This is a genomic window from Bacillus sp. FSL K6-1006, assembly GCF_038593175.1.
Taxonomy (GTDB): Bacteria; Bacillota; Bacilli; order Bacillales; family Bacillaceae; genus Bacillus; species Bacillus safensis.
The window spans coordinates 2,125,059-2,142,234 of record NZ_CP151970.1; the positions used below are offsets into that span (position 1 = coordinate 2,125,059).

Below are 17,176 nucleotides of genomic sequence, written 5' to 3' on the forward strand. Positions count from 1 at the left end.
GATTTTTATTTTGTTTCAATAGCGGCTGTTCGATTGTTGTTTAAATATGTCTGTAATGCTTCGATTGTCAGCATCTTTAAATCATGCTGTTTTTGGATCTCCTTTAGTTCAGGGACGCGCGCCATTGATCCATCTGCATTCATAATTTCACATATGACACCCGCTGGCTCTGAGCCTGCCAGTTTAGCAAGATCAACCGCCGCCTCTGTATGACCTGGTCTTTCTAGTACGCCGCCCTCTTTTGCAATGAGCGGAAAAACATGTCCTGGTCGGGCAAACTCTTCTGGTTTTGCGCCTTTATTTAACATGGCCAGCATGGTCGTCGAGCGCTCAAAAGCACTAATACCAGTCGTCGTTGTCACATGGTCGATGCTTACTGTAAATGCTGTATGGTGTGCATCCGTATTATGTTCAACCATTGGATGCAGATTCAGGTGTTTGGCGATCGACGCATGGACTGGCGTACAAATGAGGCCTCTTCCATGTAATGCCATGAAGTTAATCACCTCAGGTGTGGCATGCTCAGCGAGTGCCACAAAGTCTCCTTCATTTTCTCTGTCTTCATCATCCACTACGATAATGATTTCTCCTTGTTTAAGGGCATTTACTGCCTCATCAACGGAATGATACATACAATCGCCTCCTAGAATCCGTGCTCTTTTAGAAATGATGGGGTCAATCGAGATGGCTGTTTTTCGCTCTGCTCTTTTGTTAAAAAGCGATAAATGTATTTACCGATCATGTCACACTCTATATTCACGATATCCCCCATAGATTTAGTCGGGAAAATAGTTCCTTCAAGCGTGTGAGGAATAATAGAGACTGTGACATGTGAATCTCGCAAATCGAAAATGGTCAAGCTGACACCATCTATTGCGATCGAACCCTTTTGGGTGAGCATATCTGTGAGGGTCTTGTTCATCTTTAAATCATAGTAAATGGCATTACTCTTCTTTTCTATCCGGGTAATGACAGCCGTTCCATCAACATGGCCTGAGACAAAATGGCCGCCAAATCGTCCATTTGAGGACATGGCTCGCTCTAAATTCACTGGACTGCCTTTTGTCAGCTGATCCAGCGATGTGGCTTTGACCGTCTCTGGCATCACATCTGCCGCGAACTGTTCTTTTGTGAAGCTAGTGACTGTGAGACATACTCCATTAATGGCGATACTGTCTCCGAGGTGAACATCTTCCAGCACACGGCTGCATGTAATGACAATTTCCATGGCATCTGCTGACTTTTTACTTAATGACTGAACGGTGCCAACTTCTTCAATTATCCCCGTAAACATGTGATCCTCCCTTTCGTTTCATTTGTATTTCTCACTTTTAAAAAAAGCGATGTTAGGGACATGTGATCGATTGAGCACCTTCGTCGCTTTTTATGGTCCATACAAGGTAGATGAGGGATCACCTAATAAACACTGTATGCAGTCTATTAAAGACAGAAACATACAGAAAGCCCCGGAAAAAATTCCGGGGCTGTGGTTTTTTTGCATCAGAAATAAGACTATGATCAACAAATATTTTTCGTTCATAGCTTTCTTTATCCTTCTCCCATCCAGACTTTCACTGTCGGCTTCAGCTTTTCACTGAATCAACCGTTAATAAATTAACGGGTCACGGGCTGTAAAGCATTTGCTTTATTACCGTCGGTCGGGATTTTCACCCTGCCCCGAAGGATACAATCGATATTTAGCTGTCCTTAGGGGCTATTATAGCGATCCTTGTTGTCAAATGCAACAATCAAGATTTCTTCACAAAAAAAGCCTCCTTATAGGAAAGGAGACATGTTAATTGACGACTTTTACAACTTTTATCAGCCCATCTATTCTTTTTTCATTACTAAAGTAGGCTTTAATACGATCTCCTTTTTTCAGATCGGCCACATCATCTTCAAATTTCTTACCATTAAAAATGATTTTTGTGCCATTCTTCGCTTGACCGTAATATTCATCTCCATCAATTTTCGTAATGGTATATTCATAGATGGTGTAATCTTTATCATTATTTGTTAAGCTTTCGCCAATAGCTGTTGGCACATCTTCAATTTTCATGCCATTCATGTATAAATAACCTGCGCCTAAACAAAGCAGTAAAACAAATAAGATCGCAATTTTTAATTTAATTTTCCCCATATTTAGAACCTCCATCATCTGCACTTCGCCTATTTGTATGTTTTATTCCTTCTTTTATTGAAATAAAACCAAAAAAGCTGATTTTCATTAATGGTTACTTATATAACGATTCAGATGGCCTTTTGGTTCCACCTCTTAATCATTACATATGATACGAATATGCGTTCTTTATTAAGGGGGTCTTTTTCCTGTTTATTAGTTCGTAACACACCATACTGCAAGCTTTTCATTATATTCTTTTTTCGAGTGCAAATAAGTCTTCCTCTAACAATTGTGACCGCTGAACAGCGATGCTGCGGCTGTCGCGAACCCCTTGATTATAGTAGTAGCTTCCAAGGTTTTTTGTGATAAATTCTAGTATATTAATGGCTGCTAATTCACCAATCTCTTCTTCTCGTTCTTCGGCAAAATAACGCTGAATGGCCATCGTCATTTGATTTTTCTCTTCTTTTGTGAGTGGTTTCAAAGTATCCCCTTCTTTCTTTCCGATTTCTTCATTTGCATTTGATATGCTGGCACCCCGCAAATACGAATGTTTGTTCTCCTATCATATCATAAAAATACATTCTGCGCATGACTGCCCTATAAGAAAAAGCGTATTTTGATGTAATGGATCAAATACGCTTTCACTATGCTGTATGATTTTTTCATGGAAGCTGTCATAGCGTGTTGTCCATTTTATTTTAAAATGGATAGGATCGTCGCTACAGAATGATCTACAAATGAACGCTCTGGACGTGACTTCATGAGGACGGTAAGCCCGATGAAAGAAACGACCAGTGTCTGTGCTAAGGCTTTAGCATTCAAGCTGCTTTCAAGCTCACCCGAGCGAATACCTTGCACAATCTTTTCTTCAAATATGACCGAAAGATACATCTGATGCTCTCTTGTCAGAATTTCAAATTTCTCTTCGTGTGGAGCAAGTTCCACTATCGTATTAATGCAAAAACAGCCTTTACTCGGGCCATCTCTATATTCCTCTTCCACTACATCTGTAAATAAAGTATGAAATGCTTTCTTTACAGATTGATTGTTTTGAAGTTTTGTTCGAATACGGGCTGCATGCTGCTTTGTATATTTACGTAATGCAGCCTCAAATAACTCCTCTTTATCTCCAAAGGCTGAGTATAAGCTTGGCCGCTGTATTCCCATTTTTGCAGTCAAATCGCTTAACGTTGTAGCTCTATACCCCTTTTCCCAAAAAAGCACCATTGCATCATCCAACGCTTTTTCCTCATCAAACTCACGCTGTCGAACCATCCTCAATTCCTCTTTTCAACAATAAAATCATTTCACCAAAACAATTATTCATTTATTTGTAAGGATATCATTTTTTATTACTAATCAGTACATTATAATTTTATTTTATTCATGTAAAATTGTCAAACTGTCTTTCTTTAATCAAGATCAACTTAGAATAACTGGATGAAACTCTTGACTTTAAAATATTTTATTGGTTATCATTAACAGGAATCATTTTATACCGATCGATATATTATACTCTTTAGTATAAAAAGGAGAGGATGCAATGAATGGTTAAAGATGAAATGACTCCAAGAGATCATCCTGATATGAATTTTCGGCTAAAACCTGAATCAAAGATGAGTCACTATATGGCACTACTTTTTGCAGCAGCGTGCGGGATGGCTGTTGCAAACATATACTTCGCACAACCGTTACTAGATTCACTGGCAGACGAGTTCGGTATCACGTATTCATCCATTGGTATTGTCATTACGATTACTCAGCTTTGTTATGCGGCGGGGCTGCTACTGATAGTACCGCTTGGTGATCTGTTGAATCGACGACGGCTCATTATCAGTCAGATGCTTTTATCTGTGCTTGCCCTCATTCTAGTCGGCATCGCTCCTATCGTCACCGTCCTATTTCTAGGATTAGCAGTGGTCGGACTGCTCGCTGTAGTCACTCAGGTACTCGTTGCGTTCGCAGCAAGTTGGGCTGCTCCAGAAGAACGCGGCCGTATAGTCGGCTTGGTGCAAAGTGGAATCGTAACCGGCATTCTTCTCGCTCGAACCTTTGCTGGTGTATTAACCGATTTTGCTGGCTGGAGGTCTGTTTATCTTGTTTCTGCCGTCATCATGCTTATCCTAACTGGCGTATTGTTCCGAGTGCTCCCGCGTGATGACAGCAAAAGAGAGTCATTATCCTATGTTCATCTGCTTCGTTCAATGTTTATATTGTTCATACAAGAACGAATCCTGCGCATCCGTGGGATTTTGGCTCTTCTGATTTTTATCGTCTTTGGTACGTTATGGACTTCACTCGTACTGCCTCTCAGTACTGCGCCATACTCTCTTTCACATACTGCAATTGGCGCATTTGGTCTTGCTGGAGCAGCCGGAGCGTTAGGGGCTGCTCGGGCTGGCGGCCTTGCTGATCGAGGTTTTGGACAGATCACAACTGGTATAGCCCTTGTCCTATTATTCATTTCATGGTTTTTCATCAGTTTGACTGAACATTCACTTATTGCATTAGTCATTGGCATTATCATTCTTGACCTATCTGTGCAGGCAGTTCATGTGACCAATCAGAGTATGATTTTTACAGTACGGGCTGAGGCAAGAAGCCGGCTTACTGCGGCTTACATGATTTTTTACTCCATCGGCAGTGCGACCGGTTCAATTGTTTCAACCAGTATATACGCGACCTATGGCTGGAGCGGAGTATGTCTCTTTGGTGCCTCTATCAGCGCTTTAGCCATTTTGTATTGGTTCATCACCTACCGCCTAACGAAACAAATCACAGTCGTCTCACAAACAAAATAAAAAAACACCGCGATTAAGCGGTGTCTTTTATTGTTGACAAAGGGCTAAAATGAACTTGATTTTAGCCCTTTGTCTTTTTTTCAGCGTGTTTGAAAACCTTTGAAGTCTAGGAAGGGCGAGCACTGGAACGGAGCGAATTTAACATTCGTGAGTACCGGAGCGCAGACCTGACACCGAATGCAAGGGTTTGTCTATACGCTGAAACACCGCGATTAAGCGGTGTTTTAGATTAAGCATCTACAACTTCAACTTTTTCCATGCCTTGCCCTTGCTCCATATCAAGTACAGCCTCGATACCAGATGTTACCTTGCCAAAAACAGTGTGAACACCGTTTAAGTGCGGCTGCGGGTCATGTACGATAAAGAATTGGCTGCCGCCTGTGTCTTTACCAGCATGTGCCATTGATAATGAACCTCTTTCGTGCTGATGAGGATTTCCTTCTGTTTCACATTTAATTGTGTAACCAGGACCACCCGTTCCATTACCGTTTGGGTCGCCGCCTTGGCTGACGAAGCCTGGGATCACGCGGTGGAATTTTAATCCATCGTAGAAGCCTTCATTCGCTAATTTTTCAAAGTTTGCTACTGTACCTGGAGCAGCCTCTGGGTAAAGTTCAAACTCAATTTTCTTTCCATTCGTTAATTGTATGTATCCTTTTTTCGCCATTTTTCACATTCTCCTTTCAGGTTAAACAACGCTCATTATAGCACATTTTCGGTGATGTTAAACATCCCCTGCTCTTCGATTGTCATTTACCTCTTAGCTGATGATTGATAAAATAGGGTTGCTTGATTCTTTTTTCTTAATAAAATGATATTTGACTAAATGACATGTCTTCATTTATCGGAACAGGAACACACCTTAAAAAGAAAATTGAAACGTCAAGCCAATTTGTTACGTCTATATGATGGAGTGCACTACTTTACGTGTACTCAAAAGCTAAAGTTTCTCTTGAAAGGGGAACGCTTTCGACTTGAAGGAGGTCAACATGTTTAAAAAAATGATGCTTGGTATGATGGCAGCGCTCCTTTTCCTAATTGGTGCGCCAAAAGTCAGCTTAGCGGATGCAGCTGTCGGCGATGTCATCGTCACACTCGGGCAAGACTTAACACCGGCTGATCGCCAGAAGGTGCTTGACGAGTTGAATCCACCTGAAAATGCGACAAAAATTGAAGTAACCAATAAAGAAGAGCACGAATATTTAGGAAAATACATCCCTCGTTCTTCTATCGGGACGAGAGCATTATCATCTTCATCGATCACCATTGAAAAATCAGGTACAGGTCTCACTGTGGATACACACAACATCAAGACCATTACAGATGAGATGTATTTAAATGCTTTAATGACAGCAGGTGTCAAAGATGCCAAGGTTGTCGTGACTGCTCCATTTGAAGTATCTGGTACAGCCGCACTGACGGGCTTACTAAAAGCGTATGAGGTGTCAAGCGACAAAGCCATTCCCGAAGATGTGAAGCAGGTGGCAAACGAAGAGCTTGTGACAACTTCTAAATTGGGTGACTCTATCGGGAAAGATAACGCTTCTGCCCTTATTGCAAAAATCAAAGATGACATTGCAAAAAACGGTGTCCCTAAAACCACAAAAGAAGTAGAAGAAAAAGTGGATCAGGCTGCTTCTGATTTGAACTTAAATCTGACGCAGGATCAAAAAGATCAGCTTGTCTCGCTATTTGATAAAATGAAAAACATCAATATCGATTGGAATCAAGTAGGATCTCAAATTGATAAAGCAAAAGACAAGATTACTAAATTCATAGAATCGGATGAAGGGAAAAACCTTCTTCAAAAGATTTGGGATTTCTTTGTCTCCATTTGGAATGCGATCGTTTCTGTATTCACTGGAGGAAAATAATTCATGAAAAAAAGCTGCCTGAACTCCAGGCGGCTTTTTTTAAGTAGATGATTTCACTTTTGATTGATACGGTAAATCAAGTTTCACAATGTCCTCATATGTTTCACGCTCAACCACAAGCTGCGCTTCCCCGTCTTCTACAAACACAACAGCTGGGCGCGGGATACGGTTATAGTTGTTTGACATACTATAGCCGTAAGCTCCGGTACAAAAGACAGCTAATAAATCCCCTTGTGATAATTCTGGCAGATCGATATCCCAAATGAGCATATCTCCGCTTTCACAGCATTTCCCGGCAATTGAAACCGTTTGATCATGCGTTTGGCTCATTTTGTTGGCACTTGCGGCTTCATATTTCGCTTGATATAAAGCTGGACGAATGTTATCACTCATTCCGCCATCTATCGCTACATAATCACGGATGCCAGGTACATGTTTTGATGATCCGATCGTATAAAGAGTCGTCCCTGCATCTCCAACAAGAGAACGGCCTGGTTCTATCCAAATCTCTGGCATATCGAACTCATAGCGGGCCACGTTCTCTTTCACAGCTTGGATAATTTTTTCGACATATTCTGTCGCAGGAAGTGGTTCATCCTCTTCTGTATAACGAATCCCAAAGCCGCCGCCTAAGTTTAATACTGTAGAAATAAAACCAAATGATTCTCTCCATTCATCCAGCTTCAAAAAGATTTTATCTGCTGCAAGGACAAAACCAGCCGTATCAAAAATTTGTGAACCGATATGACAATGAACACCTAAAAGCTCGATCACTTCTGAACCAAGCACTTGTTTCACCGCTTCATCTGCTTGTCCATTGTGAAGATCAAAGCCAAATTTTGAATCCTCTTGACCTGTCGTAATGTAATCATGCGTATGCGCTTCGACACCAGGCGTGATGCGGAGCAATACTTTCACTTTTTTTGACAGCTCTTGACCAAGCTGTTCAATGAGCTTCATTTCATAGAAATTATCCACAACAATACAGCCGATCCCATGCTCTAAAGCCATTTTTAATTCTTCTCTGCTTTTATTATTGCCATGGAAATGAATTTTTTCTACTGGGAATCCAGCGCAAATGGCTGTGTGAAGCTCACCGCCTGATACGACATCAAGAGATAATCCTTCTTCTTTGGCAAGCTGAAACATGGCGATGGAGGAAAATGCTTTACTCGCATATGCTACCTGTGCCGTTAATTCTTCTTCTATAAACGCTTTTTGAAAGCTTTTTGCGCGCTCCCGTATTAAAGCCACATCATATACATAAAGTGGTGTCCCATACGTTTCAGCTAAAGAAACAGCATCAACACCACCAATTTCTAAATGACCGAGTTCATTTTGTCTGCAAGTGCCGTGTAAATACAATGTCATTCCCTCTTTCTCCACTTCGGCTGAAAAAAGGCAGCTGCGTGAGCTGCCTTTTGCCGTGTCTCAAAGTTAAAAATACAATATCACAATCTTCAGCCACTTTCAATGAGCGTTAAGAATTTGGCGGAATTTTTGATCTGTTTTGAGGGTGAACGATGCTCGGCCTTACTTTTGAGCCAGGAACAGACGTCCGAATCAGCACTTGCCACAAAGCCTTTCCATTGAAAGGAATGAACGGCCACATATAAGGCGTCTGTAATGAACGAATGGATGTTAAATAAATGATTAACAACGTAAAACCAATGATGAGTCCATTCAGCTTAAAGATCGCCACTAGTGCTAGGATGATGAGTCTTACAATTTTATTGGCGACACTCAGCTCATAGCTTGGCGTTGTAAAGGTACCGATCGCTGCCAGCGAGACGTATAAGATGACCTCTGGTGTAAATAAACCGACATCAATAGCGATTTGTCCAATTAAAACAGCTGCTATCAACCCCATGGCGGTCGACAATGCGGTTGGCGTATGAATGGCTGCCATCCTTAAAAACTCCACCCCGAAATCAGCAAGAAATACTTGGAGAATGACAGGGATATGAGAAGGTTTGTTAAACCCAATATAGCTTAAATTGTCAGGCAGGAGATTTGGTTCGAGAATAAAAAGAAACCAAATCGGCAAAAGAAAGGTAGAACATAAAATGCCTAAAAAGCGTACCCATCTTAGGAACGTACCAACGGCAGGCGCCTGGCGGTATTCTTCTGCATGCTGAACGTGGTGAAAAATAGTGGTTGGTGTAATGATGACACTAGGGGATGTATCCGTAATGATGATGACATGCCCTTCTAATATGTGGTTAGCGGCGACATCCGGACGCTCGGTGTAACGCACTAGCGGAAAGGGATTATATCCTTGCTTAATTATAAATTCTTCAATCGTTTTATCAGACATCGTCAGCCCATCGACTTTGATTCCTGATACTTCTTTTTCTATAATATCTACTAAGTCAGGGTCTGCAATATCTTCAATATAGCAAACACAAACATCCGCTTTTGAACGTTCGCCTACTTTGAGCATTTTGTATCTCAGCTTTTCATCCCGCACTCTTCTTCGAATAAGTGCTGTATTCACAATAATGTTCTCAACAAAGCCGTCCCTTGCTCCCCTGACCACCTTTTCTGTATCCGGCTCCTCAGGCATTCTGCCAGGATAGCTTCTAACATCAATGATAAAGGCGTAGTTTTCACCTTCTACAACGACTGCTACAAGCCCAGACAGTACTTGATCCACTGCTTCATCCAGCGTTTCTACCTTGGAGACCTGCTGATTGACGAGGCGGTTCTCGACTACATGTGCAAGATCATCGGATTCAGGTTCGTTGTCATTGATTTCGATTAGCTCTTTTAATAAGTAGATAATATACTGTGTATCACACAATCCGTTTACATAGTAAAGCTGGATTTCCTGATCGTGTATATAAATTTTCCGAACACCAAGGTCAAAGCTGAGACCCATTCCGACATTTTCCTTGAAGTAATCTTCATTTTTCTTCGGGTCTCGGTACACGTTTACCTTGTCTTTCTTCATGGAAACCACTCCTTTCTAATATTAATTCCACTGCTTTCATCGTGATTGGAGATCCCTTGCTCAGATCATCTTTCCGTCCCATCTTGCCAATATCTCCAATACCGACAACTAACGGAAGATTGAGGGAGTCAAGACAATACACTGTATCACCGCTCATTTTATGGGGCTCCATTTCGGGAAGACCGTGTTTGTCGACACCGTATTCTGTCAGTTCACCTTCCCTGTCAATGGAGACATGGACCTTTGTCCATTCGGCTTGGTGCGTTTTGGATGCCACTGCAATCGCTCCAATGACTTCGATTTCAGGGTGGCGCGCCACATGTTTCATCGCTGTCTCGCCTGTTCCTTCACCTGTCAGTCCAGAATCATCGAACATCACAAAGACTGGATCATACGGCGTTTTTAAAATCATCTGAACAAGTTCAGGTCCTGTCCGTTTGCTTGGATTTCCTTTTGAGCTGGAAATACATCGTCCGCCAACGTTTTTAGCGGCAAGCTCAATGGTTTTGGCAGCATATATATCTCCGTCTGTCACTAAAATGACTTTCCGTCTTTGCCCCATATTCGGTTATCCTTTCGGTTTAAAGATAAGTGCGATAATAAATGAAAATAAAATCGCAGCTGATATTCCAGCAGAGGTTAATTCAAAGATACCGATACCGATGCCGATGAATCCGTGCACATCTGCCTGATGCATGGCCCCATGAAGCAAGCTATGACCAAAGCTGACAATTGGTACAGTTGCGCCCGCGCCTGCAAATTCAATAAATTTATCATAAATACCGAATCCGTCTAAAATGGTACCTGCCACAACAAAAGTAGTCATGACATGTGCAGGCGTGAGTTTGAGTACATCTAGCAAAAGCTGGCCAATGACGCAAATAAGTCCGCCTGCCACAAAAGCGATAAGATAATCCATTAGCTCTCTCCTCCTGCACGCTCAAATACGACACCGTGCGCAATGGTTGGAATGGTCTCTTTTTGCTGAACCATCATTGGGCTGAGTAACGCCCCGGTTGCCACAACGAGTACTCTTTGCAGATTCCCTGCTTTCATTTCTTGAAAAATATGACTAAATGTCACAACAGCTGAACAAGCACAGCCGCTGCCTCCAGCGAATACGTTTTGGTCGGGTGTATAGATGATTAAACCGCAATCATCGTGCTTTCGCCCAAGCTGAATGCCTTCTTCTTTCAAGAGATCCTTTAAGATCGGTGAACCAATGCCTGATAAATCTCCAGTTAAAATCAAATCGTAATCATCTACTGTTCTGCCTAAGTCTTCTAAATGCTGCTTGATGGTGTCTGCCGCTGCTGGTGCCATGGCCGATCCCATATCAAATGGATCTGTAATGCCAAGATCCATGACCCTGCCTACCGTTGCGCTCGTAATTTGAATTTGAGAGGGTTCTTGGCTGATAATAACGGCTCCGCCACCAGTTACTGTACTTGTTGCTGTATCTGGCTTTTGTCCCCCGTATTCTGTCGGATTACGAAATTGGCGTTCTGCAGTCGCATTGTGACTGCTTGTTGCTGCGATGGCTCTATTTGCAAAGCCGCCATCAATGAGTGCTGACGCAATGGCGACCGATTCCATTGAAGTCGAGCATGCCCCAAACAAGCAGAGAAACGGGATCTTCAGCTCTCTTGCCACATAGTTTGCTGTGACGTTCTGGTTGAGTAAATCTCCAGCCAGCAAAAGATCAATATCGTTTTTTTGCAAATTTGCTTTTGATAATGCGGTTGATATCGCATCATCCATAAGCTTCCTTTCAGCCATTTCCCAGTTCTTTTGATCACAGTGCATTTCATCGTACGTTTTATCAATTAAATGACCAATCGGGCCTTCTTTTTCTTTTGGTCCTGCAGCAGTTCCTTCTGCATTGACATAAAGCTTGTGCTCAAATACCCAAGATTGTTTACCTGTTAGTTTCACCTTTCATTCCTCCTACGAAAACATCTTTTCCAAGACGTATCGAATGATCCCTACGACATATGCCGAAACGACACCAAATACAATGACGTTCCCAGCGAGTTTAAACATATTTGTGGCAACACCTAAAACAAGCCCTTCACTTTTATGCTCAAGGGCAGCACTTGTCATACTGTTAGCAAAGCCTGTCACCGGGACAGCTGATCCGGCTCCAGCAAACTGGCCGATTCTATCGTAAATACCGATACCCGTTAATAGAGAAGAAATTAAAATGAGGGTCGCCACTGTCGGGTTCCCTGCTGTCTTTTCGTTAAAATCAAAAAAGTGGATATAGAAATGTTGCAGCCCCTCCCCTATCAGACAGATTAAACCGCCAACTAAAAACGCCTTAATGCAGTTGAGGACATAAGGAGGTTTGGGCTGATATGTTTTCACCTTAGATGGATAGTTCTCTTTTAAACTCGACACGTGTTGTTCCCTCCAATTGATTAAATATAAATAAGCCAATGAAATAGTGAACCAAATACCTTTCCTAAGACGATGGCCATGAGCAGCAAAACAATTTTCCCGTCCATTCCAATTCTTTTCGTTAATATAGGAAGTACATTTAATACTTCAGTGAGTGCAGCTGCAAGCATGCCGACGAAGATGCCTGATAAAAGACCGACCGGCATTGCCAGCCATTTGGTTAAATGCAGATGTATTTGACTTAAGGTGGCCCAGCCCCCAACAACCGCCCCGCTAATAACAGCCGCCTCGTACCCTTGTATGAACCGCTGCGTTTTGGTTAATTGCATTAAGCGGGGAATGATGCCAAGCACTGTAAGAAAAGCCACAAATCCTGCTCCGACCGTTAAACCGCCGCCAAGTCCAACGAGTACGACAAAAAGCCACTTACCGATCATGGATATCCTTCAATGTTTCTTTATTTTCATTGAGTGCGACATAATGATCGAGATCGAGCTGATATTTAAACATTTCCACTTCGAGCGGACTTGGTTCTTCATTTAAACGCTTTTTAAATACATGATTGAAAAACAAAATCATGCCAAAACCGAGTCCAAAGCTATATGGAATTTGTAATAAATACGGATGCTCAACCGTTTTTCCTGTGATCATTTCATATAGGCGGATATGAACGAGCCGCATACTGACATCCTCGTGGAAATTCATAATAGCAAGCGCCGCTCCAACAAATAATAGGAGCCATACAAACACAAATAAAACAGGAGAAAGCTGGCGTTTGCCTGTATCAATTTCAACAATAGCTTCAGAGCCGCCGACGGTTTGAATGTCGATATCCGGCCACGTTTTTTTGATCGTTTTGACGACATGCATGATATCAAGTACGACGATGTGACGATCCTTTTTGCTGACATGATACACCGGCATTTTGCTAAGCTTTTGCACAGCAAACTCATCACCAGTGATTTGGGCGATATCCTCTAAATAAATGAGCTGATCAATACCAGTTTTGATTCGATGGCGCAGCCGAATAAAGATTTGTCCGTCCATCCAAGTCACTTCCTATACGATGGGTTAAAAATAGTATGTGGTGAAAAATGGTTCTCATACTGATAGAACTTGATTTACCGGTAATTACCACACAAAAAAAGCCAGCCGAATTGGCTAGCTGTCTTTTTGATCCATTTGCATTTGGATTTGTTTTAAAATTTTCTTTTCAAGCCGTGAGACTTGTACTTGTGAAATGCCAAGTCTTTCTGCAACCTCAGATTGTGTCTGATCTTTATAATACCTTAAATACACAATGAGTTTTTCCCGTTCTTCTAATTCCTTGATCGCTTCTTTCAGTGCGATTTTGTCAAACCATCTTTCCTCAGAATGATCAGCAATTTGATCAAGCAATGTAATCGGATCCCCATCATTTTCATACACCGTTTCATGAATGGATGATGGGGAGCGCACCGCTTCTTGGGCGAGGACGACATCCTCTGGTGTGATATCAAGATATTCAGCAATTTCCTGAACGGTCGGCATTCTTCCATGAGACTTAGACAATTCATCCCTTGCCCGCCGAATTTTATTTCCGAGTTCCTTTAGTGACCGGCTGACTTTGACCGTTCCATCATCCCGAATGAATCGTTGAATCTCACCAATGATCATGGGAACGGCGTACGTTGAAAACTTTACATCATATGACAAATCAAATTTATCAACAGATTTCAGCAGTCCAATACAGCCAATCTGAAACAGATCATCTGGTTCATATCCCCTATTTAAAAAGCGCTGAACAACGGACCAAACAAGACGCATGTTTTTTTCTACGAGGAGGTCTCTTGCTTGCTGATCACCGTCTTGGCTTTTTTTGATGAGCTCTTTGACTTCATCATTTGACAGCTGGGCTTTTTTAGCTTGCTTTTTTACCTCCACATCCATATGAGCAGCTCCTTTAATTACAAAGCGCTTTGCTTTTTGATAGATGCTTTGTTAAACGGATGGTCGTGCCCATTTCTGGAGATGAGTCCACCATGACATCATCCATAAAATTCTCCATGATGGTAAAGCCCATTCCAGAGCGCTCTAAGTCTGGTTTTGTGGTGAAAAGCGGCTGTCTTGCTTCCTCAAGATCTGTAATACCCATACCTTCGTCACGGATGGTGAGGTAAACGACATGATCATCTAATGTGACATGGATGTGCACCTTGCCATCTGGATTCCCATCATAGCCATGGATGATGGAGTTTGTCACTGCCTCAGATACAACGGTCTTGATTTCTGTTAATTCATCTAAAGTCGGATCAAGCTGAGCGATAAATGCCGCGACTGTCACCCTCGCAAACGATTCATTTTGGCTTAATGCCGAAAACGTCAGGTTCATTTCATTTCTCATGATGCCACCCCCAATGTTTGCAAAGCCGTTTGCTCAGAAGGCTCCATCCGAATGATTTTAAACAAGCCAGACATATCAAATAACCGGTTCACTGCTGGCGAGATGGCACAGACGACCATTTCCCCGCCAAGCTGCTTAATTTCTTTATATCTTCCTAAAATCACTCCGAGTCCAGAGCTGTCCATAAACGATAAATCAGCCAGATTCAGCACAATGTGGCGAATGTCCTCTGTTTCCAAATAATTCGTCACCTTTTGTCTCAATGTTTCTGCGGAGTGATGATCGAGCTCTCCTGTTAACCGAATGCAAAGTACGCTCTCTTTTACTTGAAAATCAATACCAAGGCTCATTTTTATTCCTCCTTGCTCTAATTTCGGATAAAGAGTGTTTCTCTTTTATATGAAATAAATCCTTCACCATGACAAAACTAGTGACCATTCGTCACATTTAGATGTTCTTTTCTTTTCTCATAGCAAAAAGACTGCCAATTACAGCAGCCTTTCGCCTTTTATTTCCATTTCACAAAATCAGCCATTGCTCGTTTGAAGAAAGTCCAAACGCCTGCCTTTTCCATTCCTTCTTTTGCTTCTACAGGGCTTTCATGCAGCACTTTTCCGTCTTTTTTCAAGACGATCGTACCAAGTTCCGTTCCTTTTGAAAATGGAGCTTTGACATCATGAGACAATTTGATTTCTTTTTTGATCTGATCCACATTTTCGCCTTTTTTCGTTAAAAGGGATATCGGTTCAGAAGTAACGAGCTGAATGTTTTTCTTTTTCCCTTTGCTCACTTTGACCTCCGCCACATCTTGCCCTCTTTTGTAAAGCGGATGAGTCGTATATTGACTAAATGCGTAATCTAACATTTTGACTACCTGAGCATTTCTGTCTTTCGGAGTGCTTGCGCCAAAGACAACCGCAATGACGCGCATGTTGCCTTTTTTAGCAGATGCAGTTAAACAGTATTTCGCTTCACCTGTAAAACCGGTTTTTACCCCATCGACCCCTGGATAAAATTTAATCAGACGGTTTGTGTTGACAAGCCAGAATTTTTTATCTGTGTTTTGCCGTAAATAGTCTTCGTAGACACCTGTGAATTTGGTGATTTGTTCATATTTCAACAGCTCTTTTGCCATTTTTGCCATATCGTGAGCTGTGCTGTAATGGTCTTTTTCAGGAAGTCCTGTTGGGTTTTGAAAGACCGTTGAGGTGAGGCCAAGCTCTTTCGCCCTTTTGTTCATCTGCTCAACGAACTGTTCTTCAGATCCTGCAATATGCTCTGCCATGGCAACTGAAGCATCATTTCCTGACGCAATCGCAATGCCTTTCAGCATTTCTTTCACGGTCATTTCTTCTCCTGGTTCAAGGAAGATTTGTGAGCCTCCCATGGACGCTGCATAGTCGCTCGTTCTGACCTTGTCTGTCATTTTTAGTTTACCCTGATCAATGGCTTCCATGATGAGAAGCATCGTCATGATTTTGGTCATACTTGCGGGTGCAAGCTTTTCATCGCTGTTTTTATTGTAAAGCACCTTTCCCGTGTCTCGTTCTATTAAGATCGCTGATTTGGCTTCGTGTGCCAATTCTGATGTTTGTTTTTCTCCTGGTTTTTCAATCTTTTCTTTTGCTATCGCTGATGGTGAAACCATTGAGATAAGGATCATTAAAATAAACAATGCACATATATGACGTTTCAAGTGGCAGACCTCCATTATCGTAATCCTTTCTATTTTTTCCTCATATAGGCTGTTTTATTCAGAGATCGTATGATTGCAAATAAAAAAAACCTTCTGCTTGGGTAGCAGAAGGCTTCTGGACACATGCTATGAAAGTTGTTTGACAATGTCTTTTACTAAATCAAGAAAACTTGCTTTCACTTTTTCCGTTACTTCGATCACTTCATCATGAGACAGCGGCTGATCCAAAATACCAGATGCCGCATTGGAAATGCATGAAATGCCAAGTACTTTGATTCCCGCATGACGCGCAACAATGACTTCTGGAACAGTCGACATTCCGACCGCATCTGCTCCAAGTGTTCTTAAGAAACGAACTTCAGCAGGTGTTTCATATGAAGGCCCTGTCATCCCTGCATAAACCCCTTGCTGTACAGATATACCTAAACGCTGGGCTGTTTCTTCTGCAAGTGCCAGCAATTCTTTATCGTACGGTGCAGACATATCAGGGAAGCGAACGCCTTGACTGTCATTTGGGCCAATTAATGGATTGGTTCCCATCATATTGATATGATCTGTGATCAGCATGAGATCTCCTGGGCGGAATAACGTATTCACACCGCCGGCTGCATTTGTGACAATGCATGTGTCAATGCCAATTTCTTTCATCACACGGACAGGAAACGTCACTTGCTTCATATCATATCCTTCATAGAAATGAAAACGTCCTTGCATAGCGCAAACGACAGTGCCTTTCAGCGTTCCGATCACGAGCTGCCCTGCATGTCCCTCTACTGTTGAAACAGGGAATCCAGGAATATCTTCATATTTTATTTTGATTGGATTTTCAATCTCATCTGCTAAAATGCCAAGTCCTGATCCTAAAATGAGCCCAACTGTTGGTACATATGTCGATGCTTGTTTAATGTATGCCGCCGCTTCTGAAAACTGTGCTCCCACGAAAT

General features: G+C 42.0%; 21 protein-coding genes and 1 riboswitch. Of the genes, 2 read left to right on the plus strand and 19 right to left on the minus strand.

From position 1 onward, the window contains the following. Window positions 1-5: 5 nt before the first annotated feature. The 5 genes from ribB to NSS65_RS10910 form a co-directional block, all read right to left on the minus strand. A complete protein-coding gene (gene ribB / locus NSS65_RS10890) occupies window positions 6-632 on the minus strand; it encodes a 3,4-dihydroxy-2-butanone-4-phosphate synthase (RefSeq protein WP_326133997.1) in 627 nt (208 codons plus the stop codon). A gap of 11 nt (window positions 633-643) precedes the next feature. Beyond that, window positions 644-1,294 carry a riboflavin synthase gene (gene ribE, locus NSS65_RS10895; RefSeq protein WP_024422851.1) on the minus strand — a complete coding sequence of 217 codons (651 nt, stop codon included), beginning with the start codon at window positions 1,292-1,294 and terminating at the stop codon, window positions 644-646. A gap of 253 nt (window positions 1,295-1,547) precedes the next feature. Next, window positions 1,548-1,689: riboswitch (FMN riboswitch) on the minus strand. Between the two features lie 106 nt (window positions 1,690-1,795). Continuing rightward, the gene (locus NSS65_RS10900; protein WP_008344451.1) at window positions 1,796-2,140 is read right to left on the minus strand and encodes a hypothetical protein; all 345 of its coding nucleotides are present in this window, start codon (window positions 2,138-2,140) and stop codon (window positions 1,796-1,798) included. A gap of 229 nt (window positions 2,141-2,369) precedes the next feature. Next, window positions 2,370-2,606, minus strand: a complete 237-nt coding sequence (locus NSS65_RS10905) for a DUF2164 domain-containing protein (protein ID WP_024422853.1) — start codon at window positions 2,604-2,606, stop codon at window positions 2,370-2,372. Window positions 2,607-2,818: 212 nt separating this feature from the next. After that, entirely contained in the window at window positions 2,819-3,400 is a 582-nt protein-coding gene (locus NSS65_RS10910; protein ID WP_024428067.1) for a TetR/AcrR family transcriptional regulator, read from the minus strand. Between the two features lie 272 nt (window positions 3,401-3,672). On the opposite strand from NSS65_RS10910, the gene NSS65_RS10915 reads away from it, so the two are divergent. Then, a complete protein-coding gene (locus NSS65_RS10915; RefSeq protein WP_034623429.1) occupies window positions 3,673-4,926 on the plus strand; it encodes an MFS transporter in 1,254 nt (417 codons plus the stop codon). A gap of 229 nt (window positions 4,927-5,155) precedes the next feature. Here the strand turns inward: NSS65_RS10915 and NSS65_RS10920 are convergent, their stop codons facing one another. Beyond that, entirely contained in the window at window positions 5,156-5,593 is a 438-nt protein-coding gene (locus tag NSS65_RS10920) for a peptidylprolyl isomerase (RefSeq protein ID WP_008359679.1), read from the minus strand. 322 nt (window positions 5,594-5,915) lie between these two features. Between NSS65_RS10920 and NSS65_RS10925 the strand changes: the two genes are divergently transcribed. Beyond that, on the plus strand, window positions 5,916-6,800 hold the full coding sequence (locus NSS65_RS10925) for a DUF1002 domain-containing protein (protein WP_024422856.1): 885 nt from the start codon (window positions 5,916-5,918) through the stop codon (window positions 6,798-6,800). A gap of 39 nt (window positions 6,801-6,839) precedes the next feature. On the opposite strand, the gene lysA is transcribed toward NSS65_RS10925, so the two are convergent. From lysA to NSS65_RS10990, 13 genes are all read right to left on the minus strand, one after another. Beyond that, window positions 6,840-8,165, minus strand: a complete 1,326-nt coding sequence (gene lysA, locus NSS65_RS10930) for a diaminopimelate decarboxylase (protein ID WP_034280367.1) — start codon at window positions 8,163-8,165, stop codon at window positions 6,840-6,842. Between the two features lie 115 nt (window positions 8,166-8,280). Continuing rightward, window positions 8,281-9,762 carry a spore germination protein gene (locus tag NSS65_RS10935; protein ID WP_024428063.1) on the minus strand — a complete coding sequence of 494 codons (1,482 nt, stop codon included), beginning with the start codon at window positions 9,760-9,762 and terminating at the stop codon, window positions 8,281-8,283. Continuing rightward, window positions 9,707-10,315: a stage V sporulation protein AE gene (locus tag NSS65_RS10940; RefSeq protein ID WP_024422859.1), complete on the minus strand. Its 609-nt coding sequence runs from the start codon at window positions 10,313-10,315 to the stop codon at window positions 9,707-9,709. Before NSS65_RS10940 ends, NSS65_RS10935 begins: the two co-directional genes overlap by 56 nt. 6 nt (window positions 10,316-10,321) lie before the next feature. Next, window positions 10,322-10,672 carry a stage V sporulation protein AE gene (gene spoVAE / locus NSS65_RS10945; RefSeq protein WP_007501045.1) on the minus strand — a complete coding sequence of 117 codons (351 nt, stop codon included), beginning with the start codon at window positions 10,670-10,672 and terminating at the stop codon, window positions 10,322-10,324. Further along, the gene (gene spoVAD, locus NSS65_RS10950; RefSeq protein WP_268437380.1) at window positions 10,672-11,688 is read right to left on the minus strand and encodes a stage V sporulation protein AD; all 1,017 of its coding nucleotides are present in this window, start codon (window positions 11,686-11,688) and stop codon (window positions 10,672-10,674) included. Before spoVAD ends, spoVAE begins: the two co-directional genes overlap by 1 nt. Before the next feature lie 12 nt (window positions 11,689-11,700). After that, window positions 11,701-12,153, minus strand: a complete 453-nt coding sequence (gene spoVAC / locus NSS65_RS10955; RefSeq protein ID WP_024422861.1) for a stage V sporulation protein AC — start codon at window positions 12,151-12,153, stop codon at window positions 11,701-11,703. Window positions 12,154-12,173: 20 nt separating this feature from the next. After that, window positions 12,174-12,590: a stage V sporulation protein AB gene (locus NSS65_RS10960; RefSeq protein WP_024422862.1), complete on the minus strand. Its 417-nt coding sequence runs from the start codon at window positions 12,588-12,590 to the stop codon at window positions 12,174-12,176. Then, window positions 12,580-13,200 carry a stage V sporulation protein AA gene (locus tag NSS65_RS10965; protein WP_034280357.1) on the minus strand — a complete coding sequence of 207 codons (621 nt, stop codon included), beginning with the start codon at window positions 13,198-13,200 and terminating at the stop codon, window positions 12,580-12,582. Before NSS65_RS10965 ends, NSS65_RS10960 begins: the two co-directional genes overlap by 11 nt. A 114-nt stretch (window positions 13,201-13,314) precedes the next feature. Beyond that, entirely contained in the window at window positions 13,315-14,082 is a 768-nt protein-coding gene (sigF, locus tag NSS65_RS10970; protein WP_024422864.1) for an RNA polymerase sporulation sigma factor SigF, read from the minus strand. A 13-nt stretch (window positions 14,083-14,095) separates the two neighbouring features. Beyond that, on the minus strand, window positions 14,096-14,536 hold the full coding sequence (gene spoIIAB, locus NSS65_RS10975; protein WP_024422865.1) for an anti-sigma F factor: 441 nt from the start codon (window positions 14,534-14,536) through the stop codon (window positions 14,096-14,098). Further along, window positions 14,533-14,886: an anti-sigma F factor antagonist gene (spoIIAA, locus tag NSS65_RS10980; RefSeq protein WP_024422866.1), complete on the minus strand. Its 354-nt coding sequence runs from the start codon at window positions 14,884-14,886 to the stop codon at window positions 14,533-14,535. The genes spoIIAB and spoIIAA overlap by 4 nt, the downstream gene beginning before the upstream one ends. A 158-nt stretch (window positions 14,887-15,044) precedes the next feature. Next, a complete protein-coding gene (locus NSS65_RS10985) occupies window positions 15,045-16,232 on the minus strand; it encodes a D-alanyl-D-alanine carboxypeptidase family protein (RefSeq protein WP_034280356.1) in 1,188 nt (395 codons plus the stop codon). A gap of 126 nt (window positions 16,233-16,358) precedes the next feature. Then, window positions 16,359-17,171 carry a purine-nucleoside phosphorylase gene (locus NSS65_RS10990; RefSeq protein WP_326134804.1) on the minus strand — a complete coding sequence of 271 codons (813 nt, stop codon included), beginning with the start codon at window positions 17,169-17,171 and terminating at the stop codon, window positions 16,359-16,361. Between the last annotated feature and the right edge of the window lie 5 nt (window positions 17,172-17,176).

Coding starts and splice junctions, on each gene's coding strand:
- ribB (WP_326133997.1), bottom strand. CDS start 632: ATGTATCATTCCGTTGATGAGGCAGTAAATGCCCTTAAACAAGGAGAA.
- ribE (WP_024422851.1), bottom strand. CDS start 1,294: ATGTTTACGGGGATAATTGAAGAAGTTGGCACCGTTCAGTCATTAAGT.
- NSS65_RS10900 (WP_008344451.1), bottom strand. CDS start 2,140: ATGGGGAAAATTAAATTAAAAATTGCGATCTTATTTGTTTTACTGCTT.
- NSS65_RS10910 (WP_024428067.1), bottom strand. CDS start 3,400: ATGGTTCGACAGCGTGAGTTTGATGAGGAAAAAGCGTTGGATGATGCA.
- NSS65_RS10915 (WP_034623429.1), top strand. CDS start 3,673: ATGGTTAAAGATGAAATGACTCCAAGAGATCATCCTGATATGAATTTT.
- NSS65_RS10920 (WP_008359679.1), bottom strand. CDS start 5,593: ATGGCGAAAAAAGGATACATACAATTAACGAATGGAAAGAAAATTGAG.
- NSS65_RS10925 (WP_024422856.1), top strand. CDS start 5,916: ATGTTTAAAAAAATGATGCTTGGTATGATGGCAGCGCTCCTTTTCCTA.
- NSS65_RS10940 (WP_024422859.1), bottom strand. CDS start 10,315: ATGGGGCAAAGACGGAAAGTCATTTTAGTGACAGACGGAGATATATAT.
- spoVAE (WP_007501045.1), bottom strand. CDS start 10,672: ATGGATTATCTTATCGCTTTTGTGGCAGGCGGACTTATTTGCGTCATT.
- NSS65_RS10960 (WP_024422862.1), bottom strand. CDS start 12,590: ATGATCGGTAAGTGGCTTTTTGTCGTACTCGTTGGACTTGGCGGCGGT.
- NSS65_RS10965 (WP_034280357.1), bottom strand. CDS start 13,200: ATGGACGGACAAATCTTTATTCGGCTGCGCCATCGAATCAAAACTGGT.
- sigF (WP_024422864.1), bottom strand. CDS start 14,082: ATGGATGTGGAGGTAAAAAAGCAAGCTAAAAAAGCCCAGCTGTCAAAT.
- spoIIAB (WP_024422865.1), bottom strand. CDS start 14,536: ATGAGAAATGAAATGAACCTGACGTTTTCGGCATTAAGCCAAAATGAA.
- spoIIAA (WP_024422866.1), bottom strand. CDS start 14,886: ATGAGCCTTGGTATTGATTTTCAAGTAAAAGAGAGCGTACTTTGCATT.